This is a genomic window from Nitrososphaerales archaeon (genome assembly GCA_025058425.1).
Taxonomy (GTDB): domain Archaea; phylum Thermoproteota; class Nitrososphaeria; order Nitrososphaerales; family JANXEG01; genus JANXEG01.
Window position 1 is genome coordinate 1 of the sequence record JANXEG010000004.1, and the last position, 24,816, is coordinate 24,816.

General features: G+C 42.5%; 26 protein-coding genes. 10 read left to right on the top strand and 16 right to left on the bottom strand.

The genetic code is table 11. The annotated features are described in order from the left end of the window. The 5 genes from feoB to NZ896_00765 all read right to left on the bottom strand — a co-directional run. Positions 1-1,872 (bottom strand): ferrous iron transport protein B (gene feoB, locus NZ896_00745; protein MCS7115982.1); only part of this gene is annotated, 1,872 nt, incomplete at its 3' end. Next, a complete protein-coding gene (locus tag NZ896_00750; GenBank protein MCS7115983.1) occupies positions 1,865-2,146 on the bottom strand; it encodes a ferrous iron transport protein A in 282 nt (93 codons plus the stop codon). The genes NZ896_00750 and feoB, both read right to left, overlap by 8 nt. A 288-nt stretch (positions 2,147-2,434) precedes the next feature. Then, entirely contained in the window at positions 2,435-2,875 is a 441-nt protein-coding gene (locus tag NZ896_00755) for a metal-dependent transcriptional regulator (GenBank protein ID MCS7115984.1), read from the bottom strand. Between the two features lie 94 nt (positions 2,876-2,969). Continuing rightward, entirely contained in the window at positions 2,970-3,803 is an 834-nt protein-coding gene (locus NZ896_00760) for a dihydroorotate dehydrogenase electron transfer subunit (GenBank protein ID MCS7115985.1), read from the bottom strand. Between the two features lie 171 nt (positions 3,804-3,974). Beyond that, a complete protein-coding gene (locus tag NZ896_00765; GenBank protein MCS7115986.1) occupies positions 3,975-4,895 on the bottom strand; it encodes a dihydroorotate dehydrogenase in 921 nt (306 codons plus the stop codon). 51 nt (positions 4,896-4,946) lie between these two features. On the opposite strand from NZ896_00765, the gene NZ896_00770 reads away from it, so the two are divergent. From NZ896_00770 to NZ896_00780, 3 genes are all read left to right on the top strand, one after another. Beyond that, a complete protein-coding gene (locus NZ896_00770; protein MCS7115987.1) occupies positions 4,947-6,134 on the top strand; it encodes a hypothetical protein in 1,188 nt (395 codons plus the stop codon). Continuing rightward, positions 6,118-6,792 (top strand): fibrillarin-like rRNA/tRNA 2'-O-methyltransferase, encoded by a 675-nt coding sequence (locus NZ896_00775; GenBank protein ID MCS7115988.1) that lies wholly within the window; start codon positions 6,118-6,120, stop codon positions 6,790-6,792. The genes NZ896_00770 and NZ896_00775 overlap by 17 nt, the downstream gene beginning before the upstream one ends. A gap of 105 nt (positions 6,793-6,897) precedes the next feature. After that, entirely contained in the window at positions 6,898-8,094 is a 1,197-nt protein-coding gene (locus NZ896_00780; protein ID MCS7115989.1) for a Glu/Leu/Phe/Val dehydrogenase, read from the top strand. 171 nt (positions 8,095-8,265) lie between these two features. Here the strand turns inward: NZ896_00780 and rnhB are convergent, their stop codons facing one another. After that, complete coding sequence (gene rnhB, locus NZ896_00785) at positions 8,266-8,964, bottom strand: ribonuclease HII (GenBank protein ID MCS7115990.1); 699 nt, start codon at positions 8,962-8,964, stop codon at positions 8,266-8,268. Next, positions 8,961-9,494: an NTPase gene (locus tag NZ896_00790; GenBank protein ID MCS7115991.1), complete on the bottom strand. Its 534-nt coding sequence runs from the start codon at positions 9,492-9,494 to the stop codon at positions 8,961-8,963. The genes rnhB and NZ896_00790 overlap by 4 nt, the downstream gene beginning before the upstream one ends. A gap of 155 nt (positions 9,495-9,649) precedes the next feature. On the opposite strand from NZ896_00790, the gene NZ896_00795 reads away from it, so the two are divergent. The 4 genes from NZ896_00795 to NZ896_00810 all read left to right on the top strand — a co-directional run bounded on the left by NZ896_00795 (position 9,650) and on the right by NZ896_00810 (position 13,630). Then, on the top strand, positions 9,650-10,555 hold the full coding sequence (locus NZ896_00795; GenBank protein MCS7115992.1) for a hypothetical protein: 906 nt from the start codon (positions 9,650-9,652) through the stop codon (positions 10,553-10,555). 101 nt (positions 10,556-10,656) lie between these two features. Then, complete coding sequence (locus tag NZ896_00800) at positions 10,657-11,790, top strand: DUF373 family protein (protein MCS7115993.1); 1,134 nt, start codon at positions 10,657-10,659, stop codon at positions 11,788-11,790. Positions 11,791-11,822: 32 nt separating this feature from the next. Continuing rightward, entirely contained in the window at positions 11,823-12,575 is a 753-nt protein-coding gene (gene uppS, locus NZ896_00805; GenBank protein MCS7115994.1) for a polyprenyl diphosphate synthase, read from the top strand. 41 nt (positions 12,576-12,616) lie between these two features. Next, positions 12,617-13,630, top strand: a complete 1,014-nt coding sequence (locus NZ896_00810) for an adenylosuccinate synthetase (GenBank protein ID MCS7115995.1) — start codon at positions 12,617-12,619, stop codon at positions 13,628-13,630. A gap of 15 nt (positions 13,631-13,645) precedes the next feature. Here NZ896_00810 and NZ896_00815 read toward each other — a convergent pair whose 3' ends face one another. Next, positions 13,646-14,722 (bottom strand): inositol-3-phosphate synthase, encoded by a 1,077-nt coding sequence (locus tag NZ896_00815; protein MCS7115996.1) that lies wholly within the window; start codon positions 14,720-14,722, stop codon positions 13,646-13,648. Positions 14,723-14,816: 94 nt separating this feature from the next. On the opposite strand from NZ896_00815, the gene NZ896_00820 reads away from it, so the two are divergent. After that, positions 14,817-15,626, top strand: a complete 810-nt coding sequence (locus NZ896_00820) for an inositol monophosphatase (GenBank protein MCS7115997.1) — start codon at positions 14,817-14,819, stop codon at positions 15,624-15,626. A 90-nt stretch (positions 15,627-15,716) separates the two neighbouring features. Beyond that, positions 15,717-16,181, top strand: coding sequence for an NUDIX domain-containing protein (locus NZ896_00825; protein MCS7115998.1), 465 nt, complete (start codon positions 15,717-15,719; stop codon positions 16,179-16,181). On the opposite strand, the gene pyrF is transcribed toward NZ896_00825, so the two are convergent. After that, a complete protein-coding gene (gene pyrF / locus NZ896_00830) occupies positions 16,120-16,896 on the bottom strand; it encodes an orotidine-5'-phosphate decarboxylase (GenBank protein MCS7115999.1) in 777 nt (258 codons plus the stop codon). The two genes, NZ896_00825 and pyrF, sit on opposite strands and share 62 nt — an antisense overlap. Continuing rightward, entirely contained in the window at positions 16,893-17,591 is a 699-nt protein-coding gene (locus NZ896_00835) for a hypothetical protein (protein MCS7116000.1), read from the bottom strand. Before NZ896_00835 ends, pyrF begins: the two co-directional genes overlap by 4 nt. Positions 17,592-17,638: 47 nt before the next feature. On the opposite strand from NZ896_00835, the gene NZ896_00840 reads away from it, so the two are divergent. Then, positions 17,639-18,412 carry a DUF72 domain-containing protein gene (locus NZ896_00840; protein ID MCS7116001.1) on the top strand — a complete coding sequence of 258 codons (774 nt, stop codon included), beginning with the start codon at positions 17,639-17,641 and terminating at the stop codon, positions 18,410-18,412. Between the two features lie 75 nt (positions 18,413-18,487). On the opposite strand, the gene NZ896_00845 is transcribed toward NZ896_00840, so the two are convergent. Genes NZ896_00845 through NZ896_00870 form a run of 6 tightly spaced genes read right to left on the bottom strand, consistent with a single transcriptional unit; the run spans position 18,488 to position 24,682 of the window. Beyond that, positions 18,488-19,768 carry an ArgE/DapE family deacylase gene (locus NZ896_00845; GenBank protein MCS7116002.1) on the bottom strand — a complete coding sequence of 427 codons (1,281 nt, stop codon included), beginning with the start codon at positions 19,766-19,768 and terminating at the stop codon, positions 18,488-18,490. A gap of 57 nt (positions 19,769-19,825) precedes the next feature. Continuing rightward, positions 19,826-20,536, bottom strand: coding sequence for an ABC transporter ATP-binding protein (locus NZ896_00850; protein ID MCS7116003.1), 711 nt, complete (start codon positions 20,534-20,536; stop codon positions 19,826-19,828). Then, the gene (locus NZ896_00855; GenBank protein ID MCS7116004.1) at positions 20,514-21,281 is read right to left on the bottom strand and encodes an ABC transporter ATP-binding protein; all 768 of its coding nucleotides are present in this window, start codon (positions 21,279-21,281) and stop codon (positions 20,514-20,516) included. Before NZ896_00855 ends, NZ896_00850 begins: the two co-directional genes overlap by 23 nt. Positions 21,282-21,290: 9 nt before the next feature. Further along, entirely contained in the window at positions 21,291-22,283 is a 993-nt protein-coding gene (locus tag NZ896_00860; protein MCS7116005.1) for a branched-chain amino acid ABC transporter permease, read from the bottom strand. Further along, positions 22,280-23,161, bottom strand: a complete 882-nt coding sequence (locus tag NZ896_00865) for a branched-chain amino acid ABC transporter permease (protein ID MCS7116006.1) — start codon at positions 23,159-23,161, stop codon at positions 22,280-22,282. The genes NZ896_00860 and NZ896_00865 overlap by 4 nt, the downstream gene beginning before the upstream one ends. 39 nt (positions 23,162-23,200) lie before the next feature. Beyond that, on the bottom strand, positions 23,201-24,682 hold the full coding sequence (locus tag NZ896_00870) for an amino acid ABC transporter substrate-binding protein (protein ID MCS7116007.1): 1,482 nt from the start codon (positions 24,680-24,682) through the stop codon (positions 23,201-23,203). Positions 24,683-24,816 lie beyond the last annotated feature (134 nt).

A 24,816-nucleotide genomic window follows, 5' to 3' on the forward strand; every position in this document is an offset into this window, starting at 1 on the left:
GAGGATCGTTATAAAGAGCGCGCCCTTCCAACCGAATTCTTTAACCAAAACAGCGATCGTCGATATACATGGTATGTAAAACATCGCTACCAGAGTAAATACGATCATCTGAATGGGGTTCAGTATCTGTGCAAAATCTGTAGTTTCTAAGAGTGTTGCAAGCATTATAATCATCAACTCCTTTCTCAACACACCGAATATGAGCAGTACGCCTGTAACGTACGGTAATCCTAACCATGTAACGGTTATTGGAGCAAGCGTATTATTGATCGGTTCCAATAAACCTAGAACTTCTATAAGCTTTATTACAAAGCTTCCTACGATTATTAGAGGAAAGGCTATCTTTATAAACTCGAACAATCTGAACCACGTCTGCTTCAAAACAGTCCCCAAATGGGGCAATTTGTAATCATGCATCTCCATGATCAGAGCGGTCGGCTCTCCGGGTAAGGTTTTGAATGCAAACCTTCCTATGGCGAAGACGATCGATAGATTAAATAGATAGATCGCCAAAGCCCATCGAATGCCCAGGTATTGACCGACCAACCCAAGTATAATGACACTCCTTGCAGCACAGGGTATCAGAGTAGATACGAAGGCTGCAAGAAACCTCTCCCTATGTGTCTCCATAATTCTACATGCTAAGCAGGCGGGAACGTTACAACCGTAACTGAGTATCATTGGGATTATCGCTTTTCCATGCAGCCCCATCTTATGCATGATGTTATCCATTAAGAATGAGATGCGACTTAGGTAACCAGAGTCCTCTAGGAGGTATAACATTATGTAGAAAGGTAGAATGTAGGGTAAAGCGATCGTTACACCAGCAATAATCCCTTCGATGGCCCCTCCCCAAATCAAATCTCCTAAAACTCCTGCTCCGAATAAACCTCTGAAGATAGGCTCCCATACATAGAAAAAGTCGGTCAAGATCGATGAAGTGTAATTCCCAAAAGTAAAGATCGTATAAAAGATCGATAGTAAGGAGATCGCCATAATTGCGTATCCCATAATTTTATGAGTCGTTAATGCATGGATCTTCTCTTCCAGCGTGGACTTTATTGGAGGTATTAACCTCTGAACTTCCCTTACTATACGACCAGCGACTTCATACCGCTCAGAAGTGATTACAGTTGAGCAAGGATGGCCATGGAGATCTTCAATCTCTTTCCTAAGTATCTTCGCAAGAGAAAGTATATCGGGATTTATTTCATTGATCTCTCTTTCGATCTCTTCATCACCTTCTAACAACTTGATCGCTGTATACCTTGGTGGGTAATGAAATTTGATATCTTTAATCATCTTCACGAGCTTGTTGATTCTCTCCTCAACCTCATCCCCATACCTTATTTCGCGCTTCTCAATAGATCCTTTCTCGATTACTTCGATCGCTCTTTCCAAGAGTTGAAAGATACCGATACCTTTTATCGCTACGGTCGGTACGACTGGAACCCCCAAAATCTTCTCCAACTTCCTTACATCGATCTCAATACCCTTCTTTTTAGCTACGTCCATCTGGTTCAATGCGATGATCATCGGAGTTTCGAGCTCCATCAGTTGCAGAGTGAAGAATAGGTTTCTCTCCAAGATGGATGCATCTACAACATTTATCACCAGATCTGGCCTTTCAAGAGCTATGTACCTTCGAGAGATCGATTCTTCTATAGAGTATGTGGAGAGTGAATATATCCCCGGTAGATCGATTATATCTATCGTGTAGCCTTTAAAGTGTAGCGTCCCTTCAGCCTTTTCGACGGTCTTCCCGGGCCAATTGCCTATATGCTGATGCAACCCAGTCATATAGTTGAAGATGACGGATTTTCCAACATTCGCATTCCCGGCTAGGGCTATCAGCAACCTCTTTTTACCCATTTTCTACCACTTCTACAAAGACTCTCTCTGCAACATCTCTACCAAGGATGATTCGAGAACTTCTTACAAGAACCTCTAAAGGGCCATGGAAAGGTGCCGACTTTACAACGGTTACTTTTGTACCAGGGATGAAGCCCATATCCATGAGCCTCTTTCTATACCCTTGACCCTTCGCCCTACCATACCCTACCTTTATAGAAGTTACGATCCCGACTTGACCATCCTTCAACGCAGTCAAAGGTACTTCATTCTTCTTCGCAGCACTCCCTTCCATGTGAATCACCGATCTATCTGGCAAACTCTGATTTTAGTACAAATTTCGATATGATCGGCAAGGATGAATTTACAGGTAACGAATATTGAGAGGGTCTTTTAAGATCGATCGGTACAAACCCCTCACATTCACATCGAAGGTTATACAATCTTGATCTTCACCTATATCCATCTTATTCGATCATAATATCGCTAGAAGTATCCTCTAATGCAATTTTAGGTATTCGATACATTTATAGGTTATCCTAAATAAATTAGGAATTTTTTAAAATCCTAATTTATTCATCGATTACTTCATCGCGCTCTTTGAATAAATCGTCCACTTCTCCATAATCTCTAAACCGCTCTGCTCCGATAAAAATTCCACAAATTTGGTAAATTGTTCGATGGTCTTTGGATGTAATCTATGCTCTAATTCATGTGCATCCTTCTCGGCAATTCCCTTTGGAATGAATAACATTTCTAAGAGTTTGATGAATGTATCGTGCCTCGTTTTAACAGATTTTGCAATTCTTTTACCCTCGTCGGTCAAGGTTAGTGCACCATACCTTTCATAATTGACGAGCCCCATTCTATTCAATCTATTGACCATTTCTGTTGCAGAGGATGGCTTGACGTTGAGCCGGTTGGATAGGTCTTTAATCCTTGCATAACCCTTCTCCTCTACAACATCGTAGATAGCCTTCAGATAATCCTCCATCCTCCTACTGATTCTATCTAGAGAAGACATCCTTCAATCTGAGTATATCTATAGGGTGTATATAACGGTAATCCAAACCTTATGGAGAGTGTTCAAGGATGTATAATGTTAGAAACTTCAAAGGTTAATGAATATTAACCCTTCTACCCGAATAATCTCTCGAATACACACCCAATTCATCCTGCATAATTCTCAATTGGTGTGTGTTAAATACTGGCCCATCTTTACAGACCAAGTATCTATCTATACAACAGCTACCACATATCCCGAAACCACACCTCATGACCCTTTCGAGGCTCGCTTGTATAGCTACTCCACGCTCTTCTGATGCTTTAAATATTGCTTTCATCATCAATTCGGGCCCACATGTGTACACCATATCGAAATCCTCCGTTTTGATGAGCTTTTCTGCAACCTCCGATGCAAACCCTCTATACCCTTTACTACCATCATCGGTCGTAACTATGATCCTTCCTTTACCCTTCAAAATATCTTGAAATTTATCGATGAAGAGAAGTTGATTGGAGGTCCTTGCCCCTACGATAACTGTGATATGTGTATAGTAACTTATGTATTTATAACAGAGTAGTGAGAGGGGCGCAAGGCCTGTGCCTCCACCGACGATCAATACTTTACCATTTGTAGGTTGAAAGGGTGTACCATAGGGCCCCCTTACGCCTATCTTATCTCCAGGCTTAACGTTGTAGAGCGCATTTGTGCCGGGGCCTATGGGCTTTACAGTTATGGCTGAATTCCCCTTTTTACTTGGTAAAGATAGACTTATTGGGAGCTCTTTTACACCCGGGATCCAGACCATGATGAATTGACCTGGTAACGCTTCACTACATTTCTCATCATCGAAGTAGATAGTCCTAACTATTGGTGATTCATCCTCTACAGCCTTTACCGAGACGATTCTAGGTCTATCGATAGGTTTATCAGCCTGGTATCTGAACATCTATATCTAATGCGTTAAGTTACAAACCTCTTAAAAGTTTTTACCAAAAGTATTATCTACGCTTTCTAAAATTCTCTCCTTATCACAGACCTCTAATTTTTTCTTTACTCCATAACACTATTAAAAATTGAATTTTAAATTATGAAAAAGCTGGTATAATTAGCTAAGAATCTAAAATTTGTGAGATAAACCTACGATTTCTTTTACACTGTGATGGCCTTTCCTTTTCAAATACTCAGAGATCCCATACAAAATCTCATTGAACACATTCAACCCTTTATACGCTATAGCGGTACCGATCTGTACGGCGGAAGCACCCGCCAACATAAATTCTATAGCATCTTCCCAATGGTTGATTCCACCACAACCGATCACAGGGATCTTTACATTACGTGAGATATCATATACATACCGTACTGCTACAGGTTTTATCGCGGGGCCAGATAGGCCGCCCACTCTATTCGATAGTATCGGCCTACCTGTCTCTATATCGATCACCATGGCCCTTAACGTATTGATCGCTACGATACCATCTGCACCACCATCTTCAGCAGCACGGGCGATCTCTATATGATCGGTAACATTCGGTGAAATCTTCACGAATATGGGTTTTTTACTGCACCTCTTTACTTCTTTCGTAATCTTATATACCATATTGGGATCCGATCCAATCTCTGCACCTACACCACTAACATGAGGGCACGATAAGTTGAGTTCGAAGCCCTTTACATCGGTCTTATCCAATTTTGATACGAGCTCGAAGAACTCCATCTCAGATTTACCGAATATGCTTACGATGATCGGCATATCACTTATATCGGACTTTTGAAGCTCCTCCAAAAACTCATCGATACCGGGGTTTGATAATCCGACCGCATTCACATAGCCACATGAAACCTCTACGATATTTGGAGTCTCATAACCTTTCCTCTGCCCGACACCGATCGATTTTGTTACAACACCTCCCGCACCCGCTTCCAAGACCCTTCTCAATAGAGGTATACTAACCCCCAAGATCCCTGCTGCCAACATCGTGGGGTTCTTCATCTTAAATCCAGAGATCTCTACAGATAGATCGGGTATGCTCGACATGATCAATAGACATTTTAATACGAACCGTTTAAAATTTTTGGGTATAGTGATTTGAAAGCCTTTTTAATTTTATGTGAAGGAGGGATCATCGTAACGGATGATGATCTTAATATCGTGTTTGCAAAAAGGTATGCAGATGAACCATTCAAAACCTTTAATCGGATTCAGAATGGAGAATTTACACCAGAGATCGATGAGGTATTATCGAAGGCGGTAGAGAAAGGGTTCGATGAGTTCGTTGTGATGGGAGAGCGATTAAGAGATAGTTTGGTTGAGAAGGGCTTTAAAGCAGAAACATTTACCGCAAATGAATTGGGCCGAATATGGTTAAATAGGGTTGAACTTATGGTCCGGTCTGGTCTAGCCTCACAAGAGGAATCTCTAAGTATAATTAGAGATTTTGCGATAGAGCGTTCTGAGGCAAAGTTAAGAGAGTTATCATCGAAGCTCGATCTTCAACTCGTCGAGTCTATTCAGGCCCTTGATGAAGTAGATAAATCGATCAATCTTTTAGCTACAAGGGTGAAGGAATGGTACGGACTTCACTTTCCAGAGTTGGCTTCTATTATTAGCGATCTTAAAACCTACTGCAGATTTGTAGTTAAGTATGGAAGGAGGGATCGATTGAATAGAGAGGGATTGATCGAAGACGATCTTCCGGAGAAGAAGGTAAATGCCATATTGAATGCAGCCCTACGTTCGAAAGGTGGAGAATTGCGTGATGAGGATTTAAAAGGGTTGATGAAGTTGAGCGAGGAGATACTTCATCTCTTCGACCTTAAAGAGTATTTGATGAAGCATGTAATCGAAACGATCGAGCAGGTGGCACCGAATGTTGCGATGGTCGCTGGACCAACGGTCGGTGCAAGGTTGATCGCTAAAGCGGGCAGTTTGGAAAAGTTGGCACAGCTACCGTCGAGCACTATACAGATCTTAGGCGCAGAGAAGGCCCTATTCAGGGCTTTAAGGACAAAATCGAAACCTCCAAAGCATGGTATAATCTTTCAACATCCAGCAGTCCATTCAGCACCGAAATGGCAGAGGGGTAAGATTGCGCGTTCTATTGCGAATAAAATCGCGATAGCGGCAAGGATCGATCTGTATAGAGGAGGGAAGGAGAAGTGGTTGGAGGATGATCTAAAGAAGAGGTTGGAAGAGATTAAAGTAAAATATAGTGAACCTCCGACCATCGATAGGAAGAAGCTAAAAGAGGTGAAGAAGCGTGGTAAAGGAAGTTAATAGATTAAGAAAAGTGAAGGTCGATGGAGAAGAACGTTTGGCAACTTTAAACCTGGCTGAAGGTATTCAAGTGTACAATGAGCGATTGATAAAATTGAATGGTCTAGAGTATAGAGTTTGGGATCCATTTCGAAGCAAATTGGCTGCAGCACTGTTGAAAGGTTTGAAAGAAAACCCGATCGATGAAGGTATCAAGCTCTTATATTTAGGAGTATCTACGGGGACTACGGCGAGCCACATTTCGGATATCATAGGGGAGAAAGGGATTTTATTCGGTGTAGAATTCGCTCCAAGAGTAGCTAGAGAGTTCATCGATAGAGTTGTAAAGTATAGAAGGAATGTTATCCCGATCATCGAGGATGCAAGGAGGCCAGATAGATACTTCTCGATATTCGGGAAGGTCGATGTGGTCTACTGTGACCTTGCACAACCAGATCAGACCGATATAGCGATTTTAAACTGTAAAAGGTATTTGAAGAATGGTGGCCATCTGTTATTGGTTGTAAAGTCGAGGAGTATCGATGTAACAAAGCAACCAAAGGAAATCTTCAAGGGTGAGGCTGAGAAGCTTGAGAATGAAGGTTTCAGAGTGAACCAGATAATCAATCTTGATCCCTTCGATAAAGATCATGCCTTAATAGATGCGATCATGGAGTGATCAAATGATATGTGTTGTAAATAAATTCCATAATCTAACCTATTAGAATTGAAGAATTTAATCAAAATATATATAAATGAAAATCCATAATTTTGGTGGTAAAAATTGATAATCGATTCGAATATCGCGACTCTCGCATCCTTGGAACCTACAGCCCTTGAGCTTTTAAAGGAACCTGAGGTTGTGATCAAGGTCAAGTTCCATGTAAACCTACCGAGTAAAGGTCCGATGGGTATCGATGCCTACCTCGTCTACCATTGTACTGTAAGAGGGCCGCCATCGAAGGGTGGGTTAAGGTTCAGTGCCAACGTCGACCTTGAAGATGTAATTCAACTCGCAGAGATCATGAGTTACAAATGTGCCCTCATGGAATTACCCTTTGGTGGTGCTAAAGCGGGGATCAGGGCGGATTACAATCTCCCTCAACTGGAGAAGAATATGATCGTGCGTGAATTTGTCCATAAAGTTAGAAATGAATTTATTTCTGGTGCCTACGTTGCAGGCCCAGATCTGGGTACATCCCCTAAAGAAATGGCGACGATATTTGGCGAAACTCATATTAGGGAGTCTGTGACCGGTAAGCCGATCGGTATAGGTGGGATACCGGGCCGTTTACAGGCGACTGGTTATGGTGTGGCGAAGATCGCTGGAAGGGCGGCAGAGGAGATTTTGAATAAAGATATAAATGATGTGACTGTTGCGATACAAGGCTTTGGTAACGTCGGCTTTTGGACCTTTAAGAACCTTTACGAAATGGGTGCAAAGATCGTAGCCGTTTCAGATGTTCAAGGCGGTACATACGATCCTAATGGGTTGAATTTAGACCCACTCGTAGAGTACAATTCCCAGAAAAAGACGGTTCGAGGGTTCAATGGTTCATCGATAAGTAATGAGGAGCTCCTCTCTCTAGATGTAGATATTCTAATCCCCGCCGCAGTTGAGAATGTTATAACGGAGCGTAACGTATCTTCGGTAAGGGCCAGGTTGATCATCGAAGGTGCCAACGCTCCACTCTCCAAGGAGGCCCATAACATCCTTTACAATAGGAAAGTACCCGTTATTCCAGATATACTTGCGAACGCGGGCGGTGTCGTTGCGAGTTATGAGGAATGGAGGACGAGCAAAGCCGGTCTATTGATCTCGGAGAAGGAAACGCTCGATGATGTCGAAAGGACATTGATAAAAGCCTTTGAGGATGTTTTATCATTCGCAGATACTCATAAAACCTCTCTCAGGAATGCCGCTTACGCTTTGGCTGCGAGGAGAATCGCTGATACGATGATCGCCCGTGGATGGATATAATCAGAGAATTCAGAGAATAGAGATCGACATTTTATTTTTTATTCTTAAATTCTTCATTATTAATCATTCTTAAGAAGGCATATCGAAAGGTGGTGTGCTCTCAACCTCGCTCTCAACCTTCCTATTCATGGAGCTCCATCATACTTCATTCCAGAAAGTTATGTTGCGAATTTAAGAGGTATCCTTTGATGAGTATTGAATGAAGTTCTTTTTAAAATCTGTATATAGGTCGAGCGTCTTATTTGTAAGCTTCTTCCATACCTTCCAAGACTTTCGACTATCGTCTGGGAATGCATTATACTTTTCCACCCATTTTATAAGGAATTCTCGTGTGCGTGGATCAGAAGGATAACCACTACCAAAATCTCCATACTTCAATTTTAACTTCTCAATCTCTAGATCTCTCTCTACCTTGGCGATGATGGATGCAGCCGATACGATCGGATAGATTCTATCTGCATGGTGTAATGAAAAGATCTTCAAATCCTTCTTCAGCATCGATGATATCTGCTCTTTAAATCGATTCACATCGACATCTGAAGCATCAACGTAGACTACATCACAACCTAACTCATCGATAACCTTTGCCATAGAAATAGCTTCCAAATAATTGAGTTTTTTAAACTTCCTTCCTAAAATGACGTATCTATCTATTTCATTCGGTGGGATCTTTAAATAAGAGATTTTATGGGCTATGTTACGAATAAGTTGATATAATTTCATTCTTTTACTCGGAGATAGGAGTTTTGAATCCTTAACACCCAGATCGATAAGTCCATTCAATCGGCTCTCTTCGATACTTACACCAGCTATGACCAATGGCCCCATCACCGAACCTCTACCCGCATCATCCACTCCTGCTACGATCATTTAACCTCACTCTTTAATCGAGCGAGGACTTTATCTGCAATTATATCCGGTAATTTATCTCTATTTTCATACGTGACTTCGATCAACTCACAGTAGGGTGCAGACCTTAATTCATTGAGTAATGGATCTCTCATTCGTTTGTGTATGATGCCGATCACAGGTTTGCCACATTTCAATACCTCAATTACCGCCCTTCTAAATTCGGGGCTAAATAGCTCCATAGGACCGATTTCATCACACACGATTATATCGGAATTTTCGATAGCCCATTTAAGAGCGTTAGCACCTACTTCGGCCAGATCTTTTAAGTTTATGCGATAACGTCCAAAGCGAGGACCTACATCTTGTGAGATAGATGCTAAAACCCCTCTCTGACCCGAATTTATATCTATCAATTCGAATCCAACCCTTGCCCCACCACTCCTTAACTCCCTGGATACAACACCACCCACTATAAAGCCTTGAGATTTGATCATATTCACTACCTTCAGTAAGGTTGTAGTCTTACCTACTCCCGGCTCACCAGTGATTAACCAGACCCTTATCGAATTATTCAGAAGTTACACCTAATTACAGAATTTGATAACATATCTATAAATGTGTAGTTTAAATTTGAATATAGGATAAAGCGCGCTTTATCATCGTAAAACGAAAGACTTTTCTGTCCCGATTCGATCGATACCAATTGAAGTCCTTGAATGTGGATATCGAATCTATCGAGCAAGAATGTGCGTCTAAATTTGCATATCGAACAGAACTCATCAACAAACTCAAGCAGTTAAAGGCGAAGCGGCGTGAACTTTTAGCGAATGTAAAGGAAACTTCAGAGAAGATTAAGAAGATAAAGGAAGAGCTTAGGCTCTACCAAGATCAACTTTCCACGATCTCATCACCGCGTAAGGAGTTGATCGAGAGGATAAAGGAGATGAGGCAGAGGATCAAAATCATCAAACAGACCTTACCCAAAGATTCATCACACATCATCGAGCAAGGTAAAGCTTTGAATAGTAGATTAAATGAGTTGGAGTGGAAGATTCAAACACAGAGTCTCTCAAGAGACGAAGAAAAGAAGGTAATCGAACAGATCAGGGAATTGGAATTAAAATTACAAGCATGGAAGAGGTTGGATAGAGCGAAGCGAGAGATCGTCGAGCTGATCGGTGATGTGAAGACACTTTCGAATCAGGTAAAAGAGATCGACGATAAAAGATCGAGTATACATGAGGTGATTCTCAGTGTGAAAGAAAGGTTGAGAGAAGCGTACAAGACCAAAGAGAGGTTTTTAAATGAAGTGAAATCGGTCGATGAGAAGATCGTCGAATTAAGTGTTACTATAAGCAATATCGATAAGAGTTTAAAAGAGCTTCTACAGAAGAGAAGGGATTTGATCAAAGGGATGAAGGATGGGCAGATCAAAATGGTCAAGGCGAAGGAGCGACAATTATTAGAAAAGGCTCAAAGTATCGCGAAAGAGAGGCTTCTTCAAGGAAAGAAATTAACATTTCATGAATTGAAATTGATTCTGGATGAAGATTTTAAGGGTAATGGTAACTCTGGTAACTCTGTTAGCTATGGTAACTCTATATCTTGATCTATACGACAAATTTATCTAAAACTTCACCGAACTATGTAAGTGTCGAGTAATCGCTATTTATCACTAAGATACTGAGGTGTGTTTGAAGGGGGAGTTGCATGGTATCTGATACTAGTGATACAGCTCTCACAAAGAGTATCATTGTATTATGTGTAGATCGAGATAACGATTTGGAGCATAAAGCGGGTGTGAAGACCCCTGTAATTGGAAGAAAGAACTGTCTTGATGCTGCAGTAAAGTTAGCTATCGCCGACCCTGAAGAGGCCGATGCCAATACGATCTTCGCGGCGATCAAACTCTACGATGAACTTATCAAGAAGGAGTATAAAGCTGAAGTGGCGATCGTATCTGGCAAATTCGAAAGGGGTGTCGAGGCTGATGAAAAGATCGGTCGCGAAACTCGAAAGGTGGTGAAGACCTTTCCTGCAGATGGCATCGCTCTGGTTTCTGATGGGTTCGAAGATGAAGCAGTAGTGCCCATTCTACAGGGGATTCTTCCTATCGTCTCAGTAAAAAGGGTAGCGGTCAAGCACAGTAGAGGTATTGAAGAATCTTACATGGTATTAGGGCGTTATCTGCGTATGGCGGTATTCGATCCGAGGTATTCGAAGTACTTTCTCGGTGTACCCGGTCTGCTCCTTTTAATTACTGGCCTGATGACGTACCTTGGCCTGATCGAAGAAGCGATGACCGTGATGCTAAGTATTATAGGTGCAGCACTGATTGCGAGGGGGTTTAGCATAGATAGGGCCCTTTCTCATTTAACGAAGCTCAAGCCATCGGGGTATATTAAATTATTCTCAACGTTGGCGAGCCTTTTAGTAGGAGGGGCCGCCTTTCAGCAAGGTTTTGCGAAGATCGGCCAAATCCCCGAATATTCGATGATACTGGCAGAGCCCCATCTTATACTCAAGTACGGTCCAGCCCTCATAGGATTCTTCATTCAAGAATCTCTCTTCTACCTGTGGATAGCTTTGGGGATCTTCTTCAGCGGTATGCTCCTCTCACATGCTCTAATAAAAAGTATTAAGGTATTTAGAGATATCCTTACTCTGGTGATCTTAAGCTTACTCTACTTCCCCATCTATCAATTTTCTTTAATCCTCATCGGCCAAACGACACCCGTCACATTAGTAACCTTTTTACTGCTTGGATTGGCTGGCACATTCTTTATAGTGATTGTAATCTACGAATATATTCGGAGTCGAAAGCTTTCGGAGGGATCATCTTAACCTTGTTAAATAAAATTCTGCGCTATATTGGTATGTACAAAATATATGAAAAGTACCTTCAAACTCAAATCGAGAATGGAGAAACTCCAAAGCACGTGGGCCTCATCTTAAATGGTAATAGACGTTGGGCAGAGAACCATTCCTATCCGAAGCATATCGGCCATAGAGTTGGTGCTGAAGTCGCTGAAAAATTGTTAGAGTGGTGCCGTGATCTTAAGATCAAAACACTCACACTTTACGTTTTATCGACGGAAAATTTAGAGAGAGATAAGGAGGAGCTCAACGAGTTGTATAAAATCATCGAGGAAAAGTTACAGAAGTTGATGAATGACGAACGAATCCATAAGTATAAGATAAGGGTAAAGACCTTGGGCAAGAAGGAGCTTTTACCCGAGAGGATCAGAAGGATCTTAGATAAGGTTGAAAAGGATACGGAGAACTATTCAGATTATTTCCTCAATATCGCTATAGCTTACGGTGGAAGGCTCGAAATCCTTGAAGTTGTAAGGAAGATTGCAGAGAAAGTGAAGAAAGGTGAGATAGAACCTAGCCAGATCACCCAAAAGATCATTGAGGAAAATCTCTATACAGCCCATCTACCAAATCCTGAACCGGATCTTGTTATAAGAACGTCTGGTGAAGAACGGTTGAGTGGCTTTTTACTATGGCAGAGTGCCTATAGTGAGCTCGTCTTCCTCGATGTGTACTGGCCGGACTTCCGTAAGATCGATCTGATGAGGGCGATAAGGACCTACCAAAAGAGGGTAAGGAGGTTCGGCAAATAAACCTTAATAAAGTTAAATGATTTTGTAAAGGTTGTGGTAGTATGCCATCGATAGTCATTGTAGGAGGGATGTTTGGCGACGAGGGTAAAGGAAAGATCGTATCATACTTGGCTTTGAAGGATAATCCCGAAGCTGCGGTAAGGGGTGGCGTAGGGCCCAACGCTGGACATACCGTGGTCTACCAAGGCTCAACCTATAGGCTCCGATTACTTCCCAGCGCGGTCGTGAATGAAAAGGTAAAGTTGATGATCGGTCCAGGGGTCTTCATCGACCCATCGGTCTTGATGAATGAAATCGAAACTTTTCGTGCAGGCTCTCGATTGGTCGTGGATAGGCAGTGTGGAATTATAGAACCTGAGCATATAATGCGTGATAAGGGGGGCCATTTAAAGGAGAAGATATCGACGACTGGTACAGGTACAGGACCTGCGAATGCAGATCGTGTGATGCGTATAGGTAAGTTGGCAAAAGATATTGAGATTTTACAACCATACTTGGGCGATGTCGCCCTCGAACTCAATAGAATCTTGGATAAAGGTGGATTGGTGATCGTTGAAGGGACTCAAGGAACATTTCTCTCACTCATCCATGGAACTTATCCATACGTTACATCAAAGGATGTCTGTGCATCTGGCATATGCTCGGATGTGGGTCTGGGGCCTAAGAGGGTAGATGAGGTGATCGTGGTCTTCAAATCTTATGTGACGAGGGTTGGAGCTGGCCCTCTAGATAATGAACTTAGTATGGAAGAGATCGAACGGAGAGGTTGGAAGGAAGTGGGCACAGTTACAGGCAGGGTGAGAAGGGCTGCTCCCTTTAACATGGAGTTGGCAAAGAGGGCTATCATGCTTAACAGTGCGACACAGATCGCATTGACGAAGATCGATGCAGTCTACCCTGAATGTAGGGGTATTAGGGATTACGATAAATTGTCTGTAGAAGCGAAGAATTTCATAGAGAGTATAGAGGCTGAATGTGGTGTAAGAGTGAGTTTGATAGGGACTGGGCCTGATGTTTTAGATATCATCGATAGACGTCTTAATCGCTATCGCTGATACTTTTCGATCGATCTACCTTTCTCTTTTCCCTTCCACAAATTCTAAAAAGGCTCTCTTCGCCTCCTCATAAGGCATCTGGATCGGCGGATGCTTAAAGCAGTAGGCAGAAACGCTGATCAGAGGTCCTGCTACACCCCTCATTAAAGCTATCTTCACCCCTCTTATAGCATCGATGACGATTCCAGCACTATTGTATGCATCGATGACGTGCAACTTCACTTCTATTGTGAGAGGCGCACCTCCAAAATACCTGCCCTTTATCCATATATAACATACCTTCTCATTATTTAGGAATTCCACATAATCGCTCGGACCTATACGTGTTGGAATCGGGTAGGGTGACATGGCACGGACTGCGCTAGTCTTACTCTCCCTTTTATCCATCAGACGTGCTTCTTCGAGCATATTCAAGAAATCGGTATCACCACCGATGTTCAATTGATAAGTTTCATCTACCTTCACCCCTCTATCTACACAAAGTTTTATCAAGGTCTTGTGAAGGACTGTAGCACCGAGTTGGCTCATTACATCATCACCGGCCACGGGTAGGCCTGCTTCCGTAAATCTGGCCTGCCAATCTTTATTCGAAGCGATGAATACCGGTATTGCATTGATGAACGCTGCACCTGCCTTTAGAGATGCTTCCGCATAAAAATTCGTAGCTCTTGTGCTACCTACAGGAAGGTAATTGATTAAGACCTCTGCACCAGAATCCTTAATCTCTTTAACCACATCTACAGGCTCATTCGGAGAAACCTTTATTACACCTTTTAGATACTTGCCCAAACCATCCATTACAGGCCCCTTCATCACCTTCACGCCCAGATTCGGTACATCACAAACCTTTATAGTATTGTTGGGCTCTTCAAATATCGCCTGTGACAGATCCTTCCCCACCTTTCTCTCATCAATATCAAATGCCGCAACGAACTCTATATCATCGGGACTTATTCCACCCAAACTGTATTGAGTTAGACCTATCACTTCGTTGACTTCATCGACCTTTCGATCTTTATAGAGATAAACGCCTTGTAAAAGGGCCGATGCACAATTCCCAACACCTGCGATTGCGACTCTTACCTTTGCCAAAGTACACCACTTGAATTACGAAAAAGTTTTGCTCTTTATATTTACTTTTTCATATAAAAATTTAAAGAATCATTGTTAAGAATAAAGAGTAAAATTGAACGACCATTTCGCTATACTGGTGGAAGCTCTAGAGGTAGCGAAGAGGACCTTTCAATCAATAAAGGATAGGGAAGATAGGGTCTTGAAGAAGGGTATAGGTGCTTACGGTGATGTAACTTACAAAATCGATTCTACAACAGAAGAAGCCATCTTAAAGACCCTCAGGAAAAGGTATCCGAATGCGTTGATCATCAGTGAAGAATCTGGTATCATTGGAAAGGGAGATGGACGGCCTATAATACTATTAGACCCTGTGGATGGGAGTACCAATGCCCTACGTGGAGTACAATTTTCTAGCACGGCTTTGGCGATTGCTGAAGGAAGAATGTTCGATGATATAATCGTTGCAGGTGTCATAGACTTATATCATGGAGATATCATTACTGGAACCAGGGATGGGCCAGTCTTACTAAATGGTAAGGCTGTTCAACCTTCGACTGTAACCGATCTGGCACAGGCGTACATATCTATGGATTTAAAGATTAGAGAAAGGATAAAATACCATAGATGTGACTTTGAGAGGCTCTTCCATTACGTTAAGCATGTGAGGGCCTTTGGAACGGCCGCATTAGAAACTGCCCATGTAGCGACGGGTAGAGTAGATGCATTTATAGAACCTCAACCCACCTTAAGATCCTTCGATTGTATCCCTTCGCTCTTTTTGGTAAAGAGAGCGGGAGGTTTTATCAAATTTCTATCGACGGAGCCCATCGATTTGTTGAGTGAAGAAAGGATTTCTTATGTAGCCGCTTGTAATGAAGCTTTAGGTAACGCTATCCTTAAAACTTTATGGGGTGCTGATTGATTTTAGAGACAATCTCTTAATATTATGTTGGGTTCCAGATAAGAATTTTATATCAAAGGAGTATTTAATTGAATAGATCGAGGTGATGTCATGATTGAGGAAAGATCTGCGGGTGCAGTAGTATTTTACGATGGTGAAAAAGGTTTTGAATACCTTTTATTAAATTATGCGGCCGGCCATTGGGACTTTCCGAAAGGGAATATTGAAAAAGATGAAAGTGATGTATCGACGGTGAGAAGAGAGATCAATGAAGAGACGGGAATAGATGATATATCATTTATCCCTGGCTTCAAGAGGAAGGTCGAGTATTACTATAAAAGAGATGGTAAACTTGTCCATAAAGTCGTCATATTTTACCTCGTTCAAGCCCACCGTAAAGATGTGAAACTCTCCCATGAACATTTAGATTATTCTTGGCTCAGTTATGATGAAGCGATAAAGAGGGCGACATTTGAAAATACGAAGAGAATATTGAAAGAAGCGGATGAATTTCTTAAAGACTCCAGGGCGAAAAGGTCGCTCGACACATTTCTTCAGCAACCTTCCGAGGGTTAGGTGCATTTATAATCGATCTACCTACGATGATAAAATCTGCACCCGCCTTTACCGTTTCATAAATATCCCCGCCTTGTACACCAACCCCCGGACAGAAGATCAAGAGCTTCTTCTGTACCTTCATCGCTACTTCATTTATCAATTTGGGGACCGTTGCACCTACGATAATACCATCGACACCCCAATTTAAAGCCCGATCAAGGAATAACTCATAGATGTACAATCTTTTAGATTGAATAGGGTCTATCACGGTCAATCCATAACCTTCTCGAGCACCTGGATGGCTCATATATACAAGGAGAATGATGCCACGTTCATTTCTATGCGCTTCATCGATGACTTGTTTCAAACCCCCTTCATAACCTACAAACGGGTTTACGATGGCTGCATCGAATCCTACACTCCATAGATAATTCGTCGCGACAAGGTTTGTAGATTCGATATCGTTTAATTTGAGATCGGCGATCACTTGAAGACCTTCATTATGTGCTCTATCCACAATCATCTTCACATCTTCAAATAGACTTAATGGGAGTAATACGTGATAATTCAATTTTATCGCTGCTATATACGGTGAGACCTCATCCAATATGTTCAATGCTCCTTTCAAGATCGTCGAGCGATCGTTAGATACGATATCTAGAGCGATCACCAATCTACTCGAATGCTTCTTCGATGAATCGATGATCCTCCTTTGAAAACCTTCATACTTCATCTAAATTTCACCAATGGATGTGGATTTGTGAGTTGAATGATCTTAATATAGATATATCCATGCTCATCCACGTGGTTGGTAAAGCTGGTATCTGAAGCCCTTAATGGTGAATATTTAAGAAAGTTACCAATCGGCTTATTCTCTTGATTTACATAAAAATAGAATGAACACTCATCGTATTCATCTATACGTGTGAAAGCACCAAGGTTCCAGCCCTTTTTACTCCCAAATAGAAATAGAGGTATGGGTGGTTCATCGTACAACACTTTGTATGAACATACCTTTGCTAAGCTAACGAGATCTGAGACTTGTATGGGGATGAATTTACTGATCCTCCCCTTCTTTCTTCGCCAACCCTCCTTAAAGACCGAAGGTACTTCCTTTACCATTATAATGGGCGCATACATATAGGTAGGATTGTTTGTAGAGTCTACAAGCAACACTTCTTCTAAGCCCTCCGAGTTTTTATATCCGATGAAGTGGTTAAAAGTATTCGTTTGAGTGTAGTAGAATATAGGTGCACTCATAAATACATCTACTTGTGTCGCTAAAATCTGTTCACCTTCTATATTCATAAAAAAGATCGGTAGAGGGACCTTCTCAAAGGCACACGCCAACCTTCCCAAATCCTTCAACCCTGCCAACTCGATAAAGTAAGGTGGCGCTATCTTTAATCCTCTTTCATGCTTGGGCATATCTAATATTAACTTAAAATAGAAAATAAACTCTATGGTTTATGGTGATGCATCTAATGGCCGTTACGAAGGTCCTTGTAGGGTGTTGTGGTCTATCGGGCTTATCGTTAAAGAAGTATGCCCAAAATTTTAATGTGATCGAACTTCAATCAACCTTTTATCAGCTACCCCAAATCGAGACTGCACAAAGGTGGAGAGAAGAGGTTGGGGATGATTTCGAATTTTCTATCAAAGCTTTTCAAGGTATAACCCATCCTATAACCAGCCCCACATGGAGAAGGGCTGGTAGCCAAAGACCGACCGAGGATGTAGATAAATACGGCCATTTAAACCCTACACCTCAAAACTTTCGTTGTTGGGAAGAGACTATGGCAATCTGTAAAGTATTAAGGTCTCGAGTATGTGTAGTCCAGCTTCCCTCTTCATTTACATGCACCGATGATAATGTAAATCGCATGATTCGATTCTTTAAATCGGTCGAAAAGCCCGAAGTCTTGGCTATAGAGGTGAGAGGGGAATCTTGGTTCGAAAGGCCTTCCATTTTAAAGAGAGCGTTAGAAGAGATAAATGGGATTCATATCGTCGATCCATTGGTAAGAAGATCGGTCTTAGAGAGTAAAGTGGCATACTTTCGACTTCATGGTTTAGGTAAAAGGCTTTATGATTACCGGTACACCGATGATGATCTTGAACGCTTAATAGAAGTGCTTCAAAGTATGGAGAGTTTAGAATGTTATGTGATGTTTAACAATCTGTATGCGAAGGACGATGCGACTCGTTTCAAAAGGCTCTTAAAGGACCAAAAGTTCTCATTTAAGTAGCAAAGTAGCAGAATTTGTTTTTATCACATTTACAGCAACAGCCCGATCAAAACACACCGTCTTTCACTCTTTCACTCAACTCTCTGTGTAGCCACACCACTCTATAATGGTTAATGCGAGGATTTTCGTAAGAAGTATATAGTCATCTATCGACACACATTCATCCACTCCATGTGGCCTTGAACCACCTGGTCCATATAGAATGGTATTGGGCATATTTCCATAAAGTATAAAGTGCCTCAGATCGTTAGCGACTGTAGTCCCGGCCGCTTCGGGTTCTCTCCCAACGATCTCCTTTGCGATCTTCGCCACCGTTTTAAATATCGGTTCATCGGGAGAAGTGGTCGCTGCTTCAGCACTATATCCGAACCATTCGACGAGTGGTGGATGCTCTCTCATCCAAGGATCCAATTCGGCAGCTCTTCTTACCTGATCTTCCACTTGGCGTTTCACCTCAGAGATTCTCTCTGGGTATTGAAATGAAATTCTACATTCTAGATCGGCCCAACCGGCGACCGTAGATGGCCAATCTCCACCTCTTATAGTACCGACATTCAAATGGACCGATCGGCCTGGACTTCTCTTTTCGACAAAAGGATTGTGGATCTTTTTGGCACGATATTCATCGAGGGCGATCAAAGCTTCGTAAATCTTCAAAGCCTTCCCTATCGCATTTACACCCAAATGTGCATAACCCGCATGTGCAGACTTGCCTATTACCCTTACTCTGAACCAAAGTACACCCGCACTATTGATCCATATCGAATCGAGCCCCGTCGGCTCAGTTATTATCGCTGCATCAGCCCTATACCCTCGAAGGATCGATGATAAGGTTCCGCCCGGACCTCCACACTCCTCCTCTATAACACTTTCAATGATTACGTCACCCTTCAATCTAATTTCAAGGTCTACGATACATTTTAGAGCGGATATCATAGCCGCAAGGCCACCCTTCATATCGAGGCTACCTCTCCCGAATAGCATACCATTCTCTATCTCCGCCCCCCAAGGATCGTGCTTCCATAGTGAAAGCGGCTCAGGGCTTACTACATCTATATGCCCATTAAGGATCAGACTCTTACCACCCCCTCTACCCTTTAACACCCCTACTACATTCGGCCTCCCTTTGTAACTCCATGGTGTCTCTATGTAGGCAGGATGCTTCTCTAACTCCATTCTGTTAGGCTCCCACACATCGACGTAAAGCCCAATACTCTTCAACATTTCAGCAACGAAGGCCTGAGCATCCCCCTCTTGACCCTGTAAACTTGGAATCCTTACCAATCGTTGCAAAATACCGATACTCTTATCTTTATACTCATCGATCCTCTTTATGATTTTATCCCTAATCGCCAATTTAATTAGTAAAAGGTGGCTCGTTTTTTAAATACTTATGTTAATCTGCTAAATAAACTAAAGGCCCAAATATGCTCTAATGATACCGTCCGAGAGGACTTCTCTACCTTTACCTTCTTGAACGATCTTACCCATTTCGAGCAGGTACAAATAATCTGAAAATTCGAAGGCCAAATGAATATTCTGCTCGACCAAGAGTATCGAAAGCCCTTCATCCTTAAGCTTATTCAATGTCGATATCACTTCTCTAGCTATCTTCGGTGCTAGACCTTGGCTCGGCTCGTCAAGAAGTAGGATCTTGGGTCTATTCATGAGCGCTCTACCTATCGCCAACATCTGTTGCTCACCACCACTCAACGTAGAGGCTATCTGCTTACTGCGCTCCTTAAGTATTGGGAATAGATTGAAGACGAATTCGATCGAGTCTTTCATATTCTCTCGCGCTTCTTTTCTATAAGCACCCATCATCAAATTCTCAATCACTGTCATCTCTGGAAATAAAGCCCGACCTTCAGGAACTAGAGTAATACCCATCTCTACTCTCTTGTTAGAACGTAAATTTGTAATATCTCTACCTTCCAGAAAGATCTTACCATCCCATGGTTTTATGATCCCCATCAACGTCCTTAAGAGTGTGGTCTTTCCTGCACCATTCGGTCCGATTATCACCTCTAAACTCTTCTCAAAGACGTCGATATTGACCCCCCAGAGGACCTGCATTTCACCATAGCCCGATTGTAAATCTCTAACTTCGAGTACCTTTCTCATAGGTATCACCAATAGCCTTACCCAGATATATCTCTATAAGTTTAGCATCACGTAAAACTTCGCTCGGCGGGCCCTCTAAAATCTTCTCACCAAAATGCAATACTATCACTCTCTCAGCGAATCTTACTACGGCCCTCATTACATGCTCGACCAGAGTTACGACGGCTATATTCTCTTCTTTAGTCACCTTCAATACCAGATCCATAAACTCATCGACTGAATTGGGCGGCATCCCCGCTACAATTTCATCGAGAAGTAAAAGTTTTGGTTTCATCGCCAATGCTCTAGCCACCTCAAGAGTCTTTTTCTCTCGCACAGTAAGTTTAGATGCGAGTAGAGATCGTTTATCATATAGGCCCACGATCTTTAGCACATCATCCGCAATCTCTAGGGCCTCTTTTAAACTCACTCTATTCATTAAAGATCCGAAGAGGGCGCCGATGGCAACATTCTCTCTTACCGTGATGTTGTGAAAAGGTCGGGGTATTTGAAAGGCCCTTGCGATACCCTTCTGTGCCCTCTTGTAGGGAGGTAGATCTGTTAAATCTTCTCCTTCGAAGATCACCTTACCGGCTTCAGGCTTATAGACACCATTTATGACGTTGAGGAGTGTAGATTTACCACTACCATTCGGTCCAATTATAGCAACCCTCTCACCTTTATCCACCTCTAAAGATACCCCTCTTAATGCGTAAAGCCCTCCAAACCTCTTGACCACATTCTTTACCTCTAAAAACTTGACCATCGGATCACCTCATAGTAAGTAGCCTTCAAACCTTGTCCCCCTCGCCTTATACTTAAGCCATGATACAGCCCCTTCTGGGAAGAAGAGGATTATGGAAAGGAGTAGAGGGGCGAGTATCAACAATTGTAGTCCCGGAAAGGTCGTCATGAGTAGATACTTGAGCGATGCGTAAATAAGACCGCCGAAGATCGGGCCCAACAATGTTCCAGCACCACCTATCACCACTATCGTTATCGCTTCGACCACATAAGTTACAAGGAATGCTTGAGGTGGGAATATGGCGACTATCTTTAAGGATAGCATAGACCCGATCAGGCCCGCGATTATCGCACTGATCAAAAAGGCCAATATTTTATACTTTGTTGTGTTCACACCTAAAACCTTTGCAGCATCTTCATCCTCCTTTATCGCTTTAAGTGCGTAGCCCATCCTACTCGTGATTATGTAATGAGTTATAAAGGCTGTTGCGAGGGATATGGTGAATAGAGCGTAATCGGCGAACTCGATCTGTACGACTGTGACCAACGATTCTCCAAAGATGTCGCGGAGAGGTTTGGCCATTATCAGACCTTCACTCCCTCCCCAGATCCCCGCACCTTCGATCAAGAATCTTAAACCTTCGTTGACCCCTATCGTCGCGATGGCAAAGTACGCCCCTCTCAATCTTAAAGCAATGCCACCTATTGTGAGCGCTAATAATGAGACCAAAACTATCCCAAGTATAACTCCTATGGCCAGAATCAATGTGCCTGCTAAGGCTGATTTTGACAAACTTATCACTGAAATGGCCATACCGTACATACCGAGGGCCAGGAATGCAGAGTAACCAAAGTCTACATAACCCGTCATACCAAGAAAGATATTAAAAGCCTGGCCGAGTGTAATATAGAACCATATAAGGGTTATAAATTGTTCGAAGCCAGTCAAAGTAAACCTAAGTATCAACAGTATAAAGTAAAGCCCTAACATCGGTATGTAGACTGGTGGTATTTTAAAACTCATCTCCCGAATAAACCTCGAGGCCTGACCAGAAGGATCAGTAGAAGGAGGAAGAATGCGAGGAAGAATGTCATGGAGAATGGGCTATGGAAGCCTAAGTAGCTAAATATTTGGTACGATGAATTCTCAACGATACCGAATATTACACCTCCAAAGAAGGCCCCCCACGTAGACCCTAAACCTCCTAGAACCGCTATCACGAATGCTTTAAGTGTGTATTCGTGGCCCATGTATGGATTTATCCCTACGGGGATGAAGAGTGTTAATAATACCCCGCCCATGAGCGTTACACTGATGCCAATGGCAAATCCTAAAGCCCGTATCTTCTCAACATCAACACCACACACCAAAGCCCCTTCTGGATTCTGAATCGTCGCTCTAAGTGCGGTACCGATCGTGGTCTTTTGAAGAAAGATATGAAGAAATACAGCGAGTACGATGCTTAATAGAGCTGAATATACTTTAGTAAAGGGCAGAAGAAACTCGAATATTCTCATCTCTCCCGCATGCCAGCTATAAGCCCTATAATCTGGGCCCCACACAAACTTTGCAGCCTCTTCGAGCAGAATCCCTATGGCAAATGTAGCCACGAGGGTCAGCATCTCCGGTGCTTCGATGAGCCTACGAATAGTCGTATAAAATATGACGAATCCGAGCGCTATACCGATGATTATGCTGGGTGGAATCGTTATAAAGGGTATGAGGCCGAAGATTACGAAGAACCAAAATGCTAGATACGCGCCCAGCATCATCAACTGTCCATGGGCTACGTTGATGATCTTAAGGACTCCGAAGATTATATTGAGCCCCATCGTAGATAGACCGTATACTGAACCTAAGATAAGGCCTGAGATTATATTAAATAATGTTACTTCGATCAACACAACTCAAAAATAAAATTGTTGTATTTTAAGCTATTGTCAAGGGATCGCTAATTTTCCAGATTTCTTCTCACTCCACGTCGGTATCGGATAGTATGGTTTACCAGTAGCGACATCTGGAGGCCAAACTACGACCCTCTTCCCTCCTTGTATCTGTACCGCTGGCATCTTTAACCCTATCTGGAGACCTGTTGCTGGATCTATCTTAAAGATTCCGAACGGTGTCATTATATGCATATCGTTAAGGACCCTTCTAATAGCATCAGAATCTAAACTTTGAGCTTTTTCAATGGCCCTCGCAAGGACCAATAGGGGTTGGGCACCTATTGCCTGTAAGTAATTCATCTCCCTTCCCGGGGCGAGCTCACTAAAGATTTTGAATACTTGATCCTGTGTAGGTCCGAACCATTCGATACCCAGTTTCTTCGCCGCATCAGGGCTATAGCCCATCCCAGGCTCCCATTGGGATGGATACACCAAACCTTCCGCGTACGTTCCAAAGGCCTTTAAGAAGGCGTCTGTGAATGGCCCTACCATCGCCAGTAACTTTGGATTTATTCCGAAGTCCATTATCTGCTTAGCTACAAACTCTACTTCGCCAGTATGTTGGCCAGTGATTATTACATCAGGCTTCAAGGGGGCGACTTCGGTAAGTAGAGGGGTCAGATCTTTAGCACCGGGTGGGAAGGATTTGTCAGATACGATCGTAAGGCCTAGCGCTTTCGCCCTCTCTCTCACACCACTCGCTACCAGCCTTAAGAATTCATCATCCTTATAGATTAATGAAATCTTGGCATTGGGGTCTAAACTCTTGACCATTTCCATAACGGAGTGATGGTACCTTGATGCTGGGCATAGGGTCTGAACCAGGTATCTATAGCCGTGTTGTGTATAAATGATATCGCTAGCCGCCCCTCCTGCCAACGCTATTACTTTGTATCTCTCGATGATCGGTGCAGCAGCGAATGTAAGTGTCGAACCGTACGGTGCCATCAACACATGCACCTTATCTACTGTTATTAACCTTTCATATAGACTTACGACAAGCTCCTTCTTCGTCTCATCATCGTAGTATTTGAGCTCGATCTTTAACCTCTTCCCTCTAAGTTGTACTCCACCGTATATCTCATTTATCCACTTCTCTGCTATTCTATGTCCGAGGAAGAACTCTCTACCATCGTAGGCCAAAGCCCCCGAGAGAGGATCTGTGAATCCGACGACTATCTTATCGGGTAATGGTGTAGGTGAGGGTGGAGTAGGTGGTGGAGTAGGCGTTGGTGTAGGTGTTGGTGAAGGTGTTGGTGTAGGAGTAGGTGGAGGTGTTGCTGTTACTGTTACCGTTCGTGTAACGGTAGTTGCTGGGCCCGTTACGGTAGTTGTAACAGTCCTCGTTATGACTTCTTTTGCAGGACCAGTAGATGCGTAATATGCAGCTACACTACCACCCGCGAGGACTGCACCGATAACGAATGAAGCGATATACTTTAAATATCTACGTCTATCGATCTTTTCAGTTTGCATAATCATTATTATGAGTTTACAATATTTAATCTTTATCTTATACAGACGTTTGTGTTGAAATTGAGGAAGGTTGAGTAGAAGCTTAATCTAGTAAAAGATTGATCAAAATAGAGTGATTTACTCTCCTTTACTAT

What these genes read in the sequence shown, in the direction of transcription:
- NZ896_00750 (MCS7115983.1), bottom strand. Translation starts at nt 2,146, where the DNA reads ATGGAAGGGAGTGCTGCGAAGAAGAATGAAGTACCTTTGACTGCGTTG.
- NZ896_00755 (MCS7115984.1), bottom strand. Translation starts at nt 2,875, where the DNA reads ATGTCTTCTCTAGATAGAATCAGTAGGAGGATGGAGGATTATCTGAAG.
- NZ896_00760 (MCS7115985.1), bottom strand. Translation starts at nt 3,803, where the DNA reads ATGTTCAGATACCAGGCTGATAAACCTATCGATAGACCTAGAATCGTC.
- NZ896_00765 (MCS7115986.1), bottom strand. Translation starts at nt 4,895, where the DNA reads ATGTCGAGCATACCCGATCTATCTGTAGAGATCTCTGGATTTAAGATG.
- rnhB (MCS7115990.1), bottom strand. Translation starts at nt 8,964, where the DNA reads ATGATCGTAGCAGGAGTGGATGATGCGGGTAGAGGTTCGGTGATGGGG.
- NZ896_00800 (MCS7115993.1), top strand. Translation starts at nt 10,657, where the DNA reads ATGGTATCTGATACTAGTGATACAGCTCTCACAAAGAGTATCATTGTA.
- uppS (MCS7115994.1), top strand. Translation starts at nt 11,823, where the DNA reads ATGTACAAAATATATGAAAAGTACCTTCAAACTCAAATCGAGAATGGA.
- NZ896_00810 (MCS7115995.1), top strand. Translation starts at nt 12,617, where the DNA reads ATGCCATCGATAGTCATTGTAGGAGGGATGTTTGGCGACGAGGGTAAA.
- NZ896_00825 (MCS7115998.1), top strand. Translation starts at nt 15,717, where the DNA reads ATGATTGAGGAAAGATCTGCGGGTGCAGTAGTATTTTACGATGGTGAA.
- pyrF (MCS7115999.1), bottom strand. Translation starts at nt 16,896, where the DNA reads ATGAAGTATGAAGGTTTTCAAAGGAGGATCATCGATTCATCGAAGAAG.
- NZ896_00835 (MCS7116000.1), bottom strand. Translation starts at nt 17,591, where the DNA reads ATGCCCAAGCATGAAAGAGGATTAAAGATAGCGCCACCTTACTTTATC.
- NZ896_00840 (MCS7116001.1), top strand. Translation starts at nt 17,639, where the DNA reads ATGCATCTAATGGCCGTTACGAAGGTCCTTGTAGGGTGTTGTGGTCTA.
- NZ896_00850 (MCS7116003.1), bottom strand. Translation starts at nt 20,536, where the DNA reads ATGAGAAAGGTACTCGAAGTTAGAGATTTACAATCGGGCTATGGTGAA.
- NZ896_00855 (MCS7116004.1), bottom strand. Translation starts at nt 21,281, where the DNA reads ATGGTCAAGTTTTTAGAGGTAAAGAATGTGGTCAAGAGGTTTGGAGGG.
- NZ896_00860 (MCS7116005.1), bottom strand. Translation starts at nt 22,283, where the DNA reads ATGAGTTTTAAAATACCACCAGTCTACATACCGATGTTAGGGCTTTAC.
- NZ896_00870 (MCS7116007.1), bottom strand. Translation starts at nt 24,682, where the DNA reads ATGCAAACTGAAAAGATCGATAGACGTAGATATTTAAAGTATATCGCT.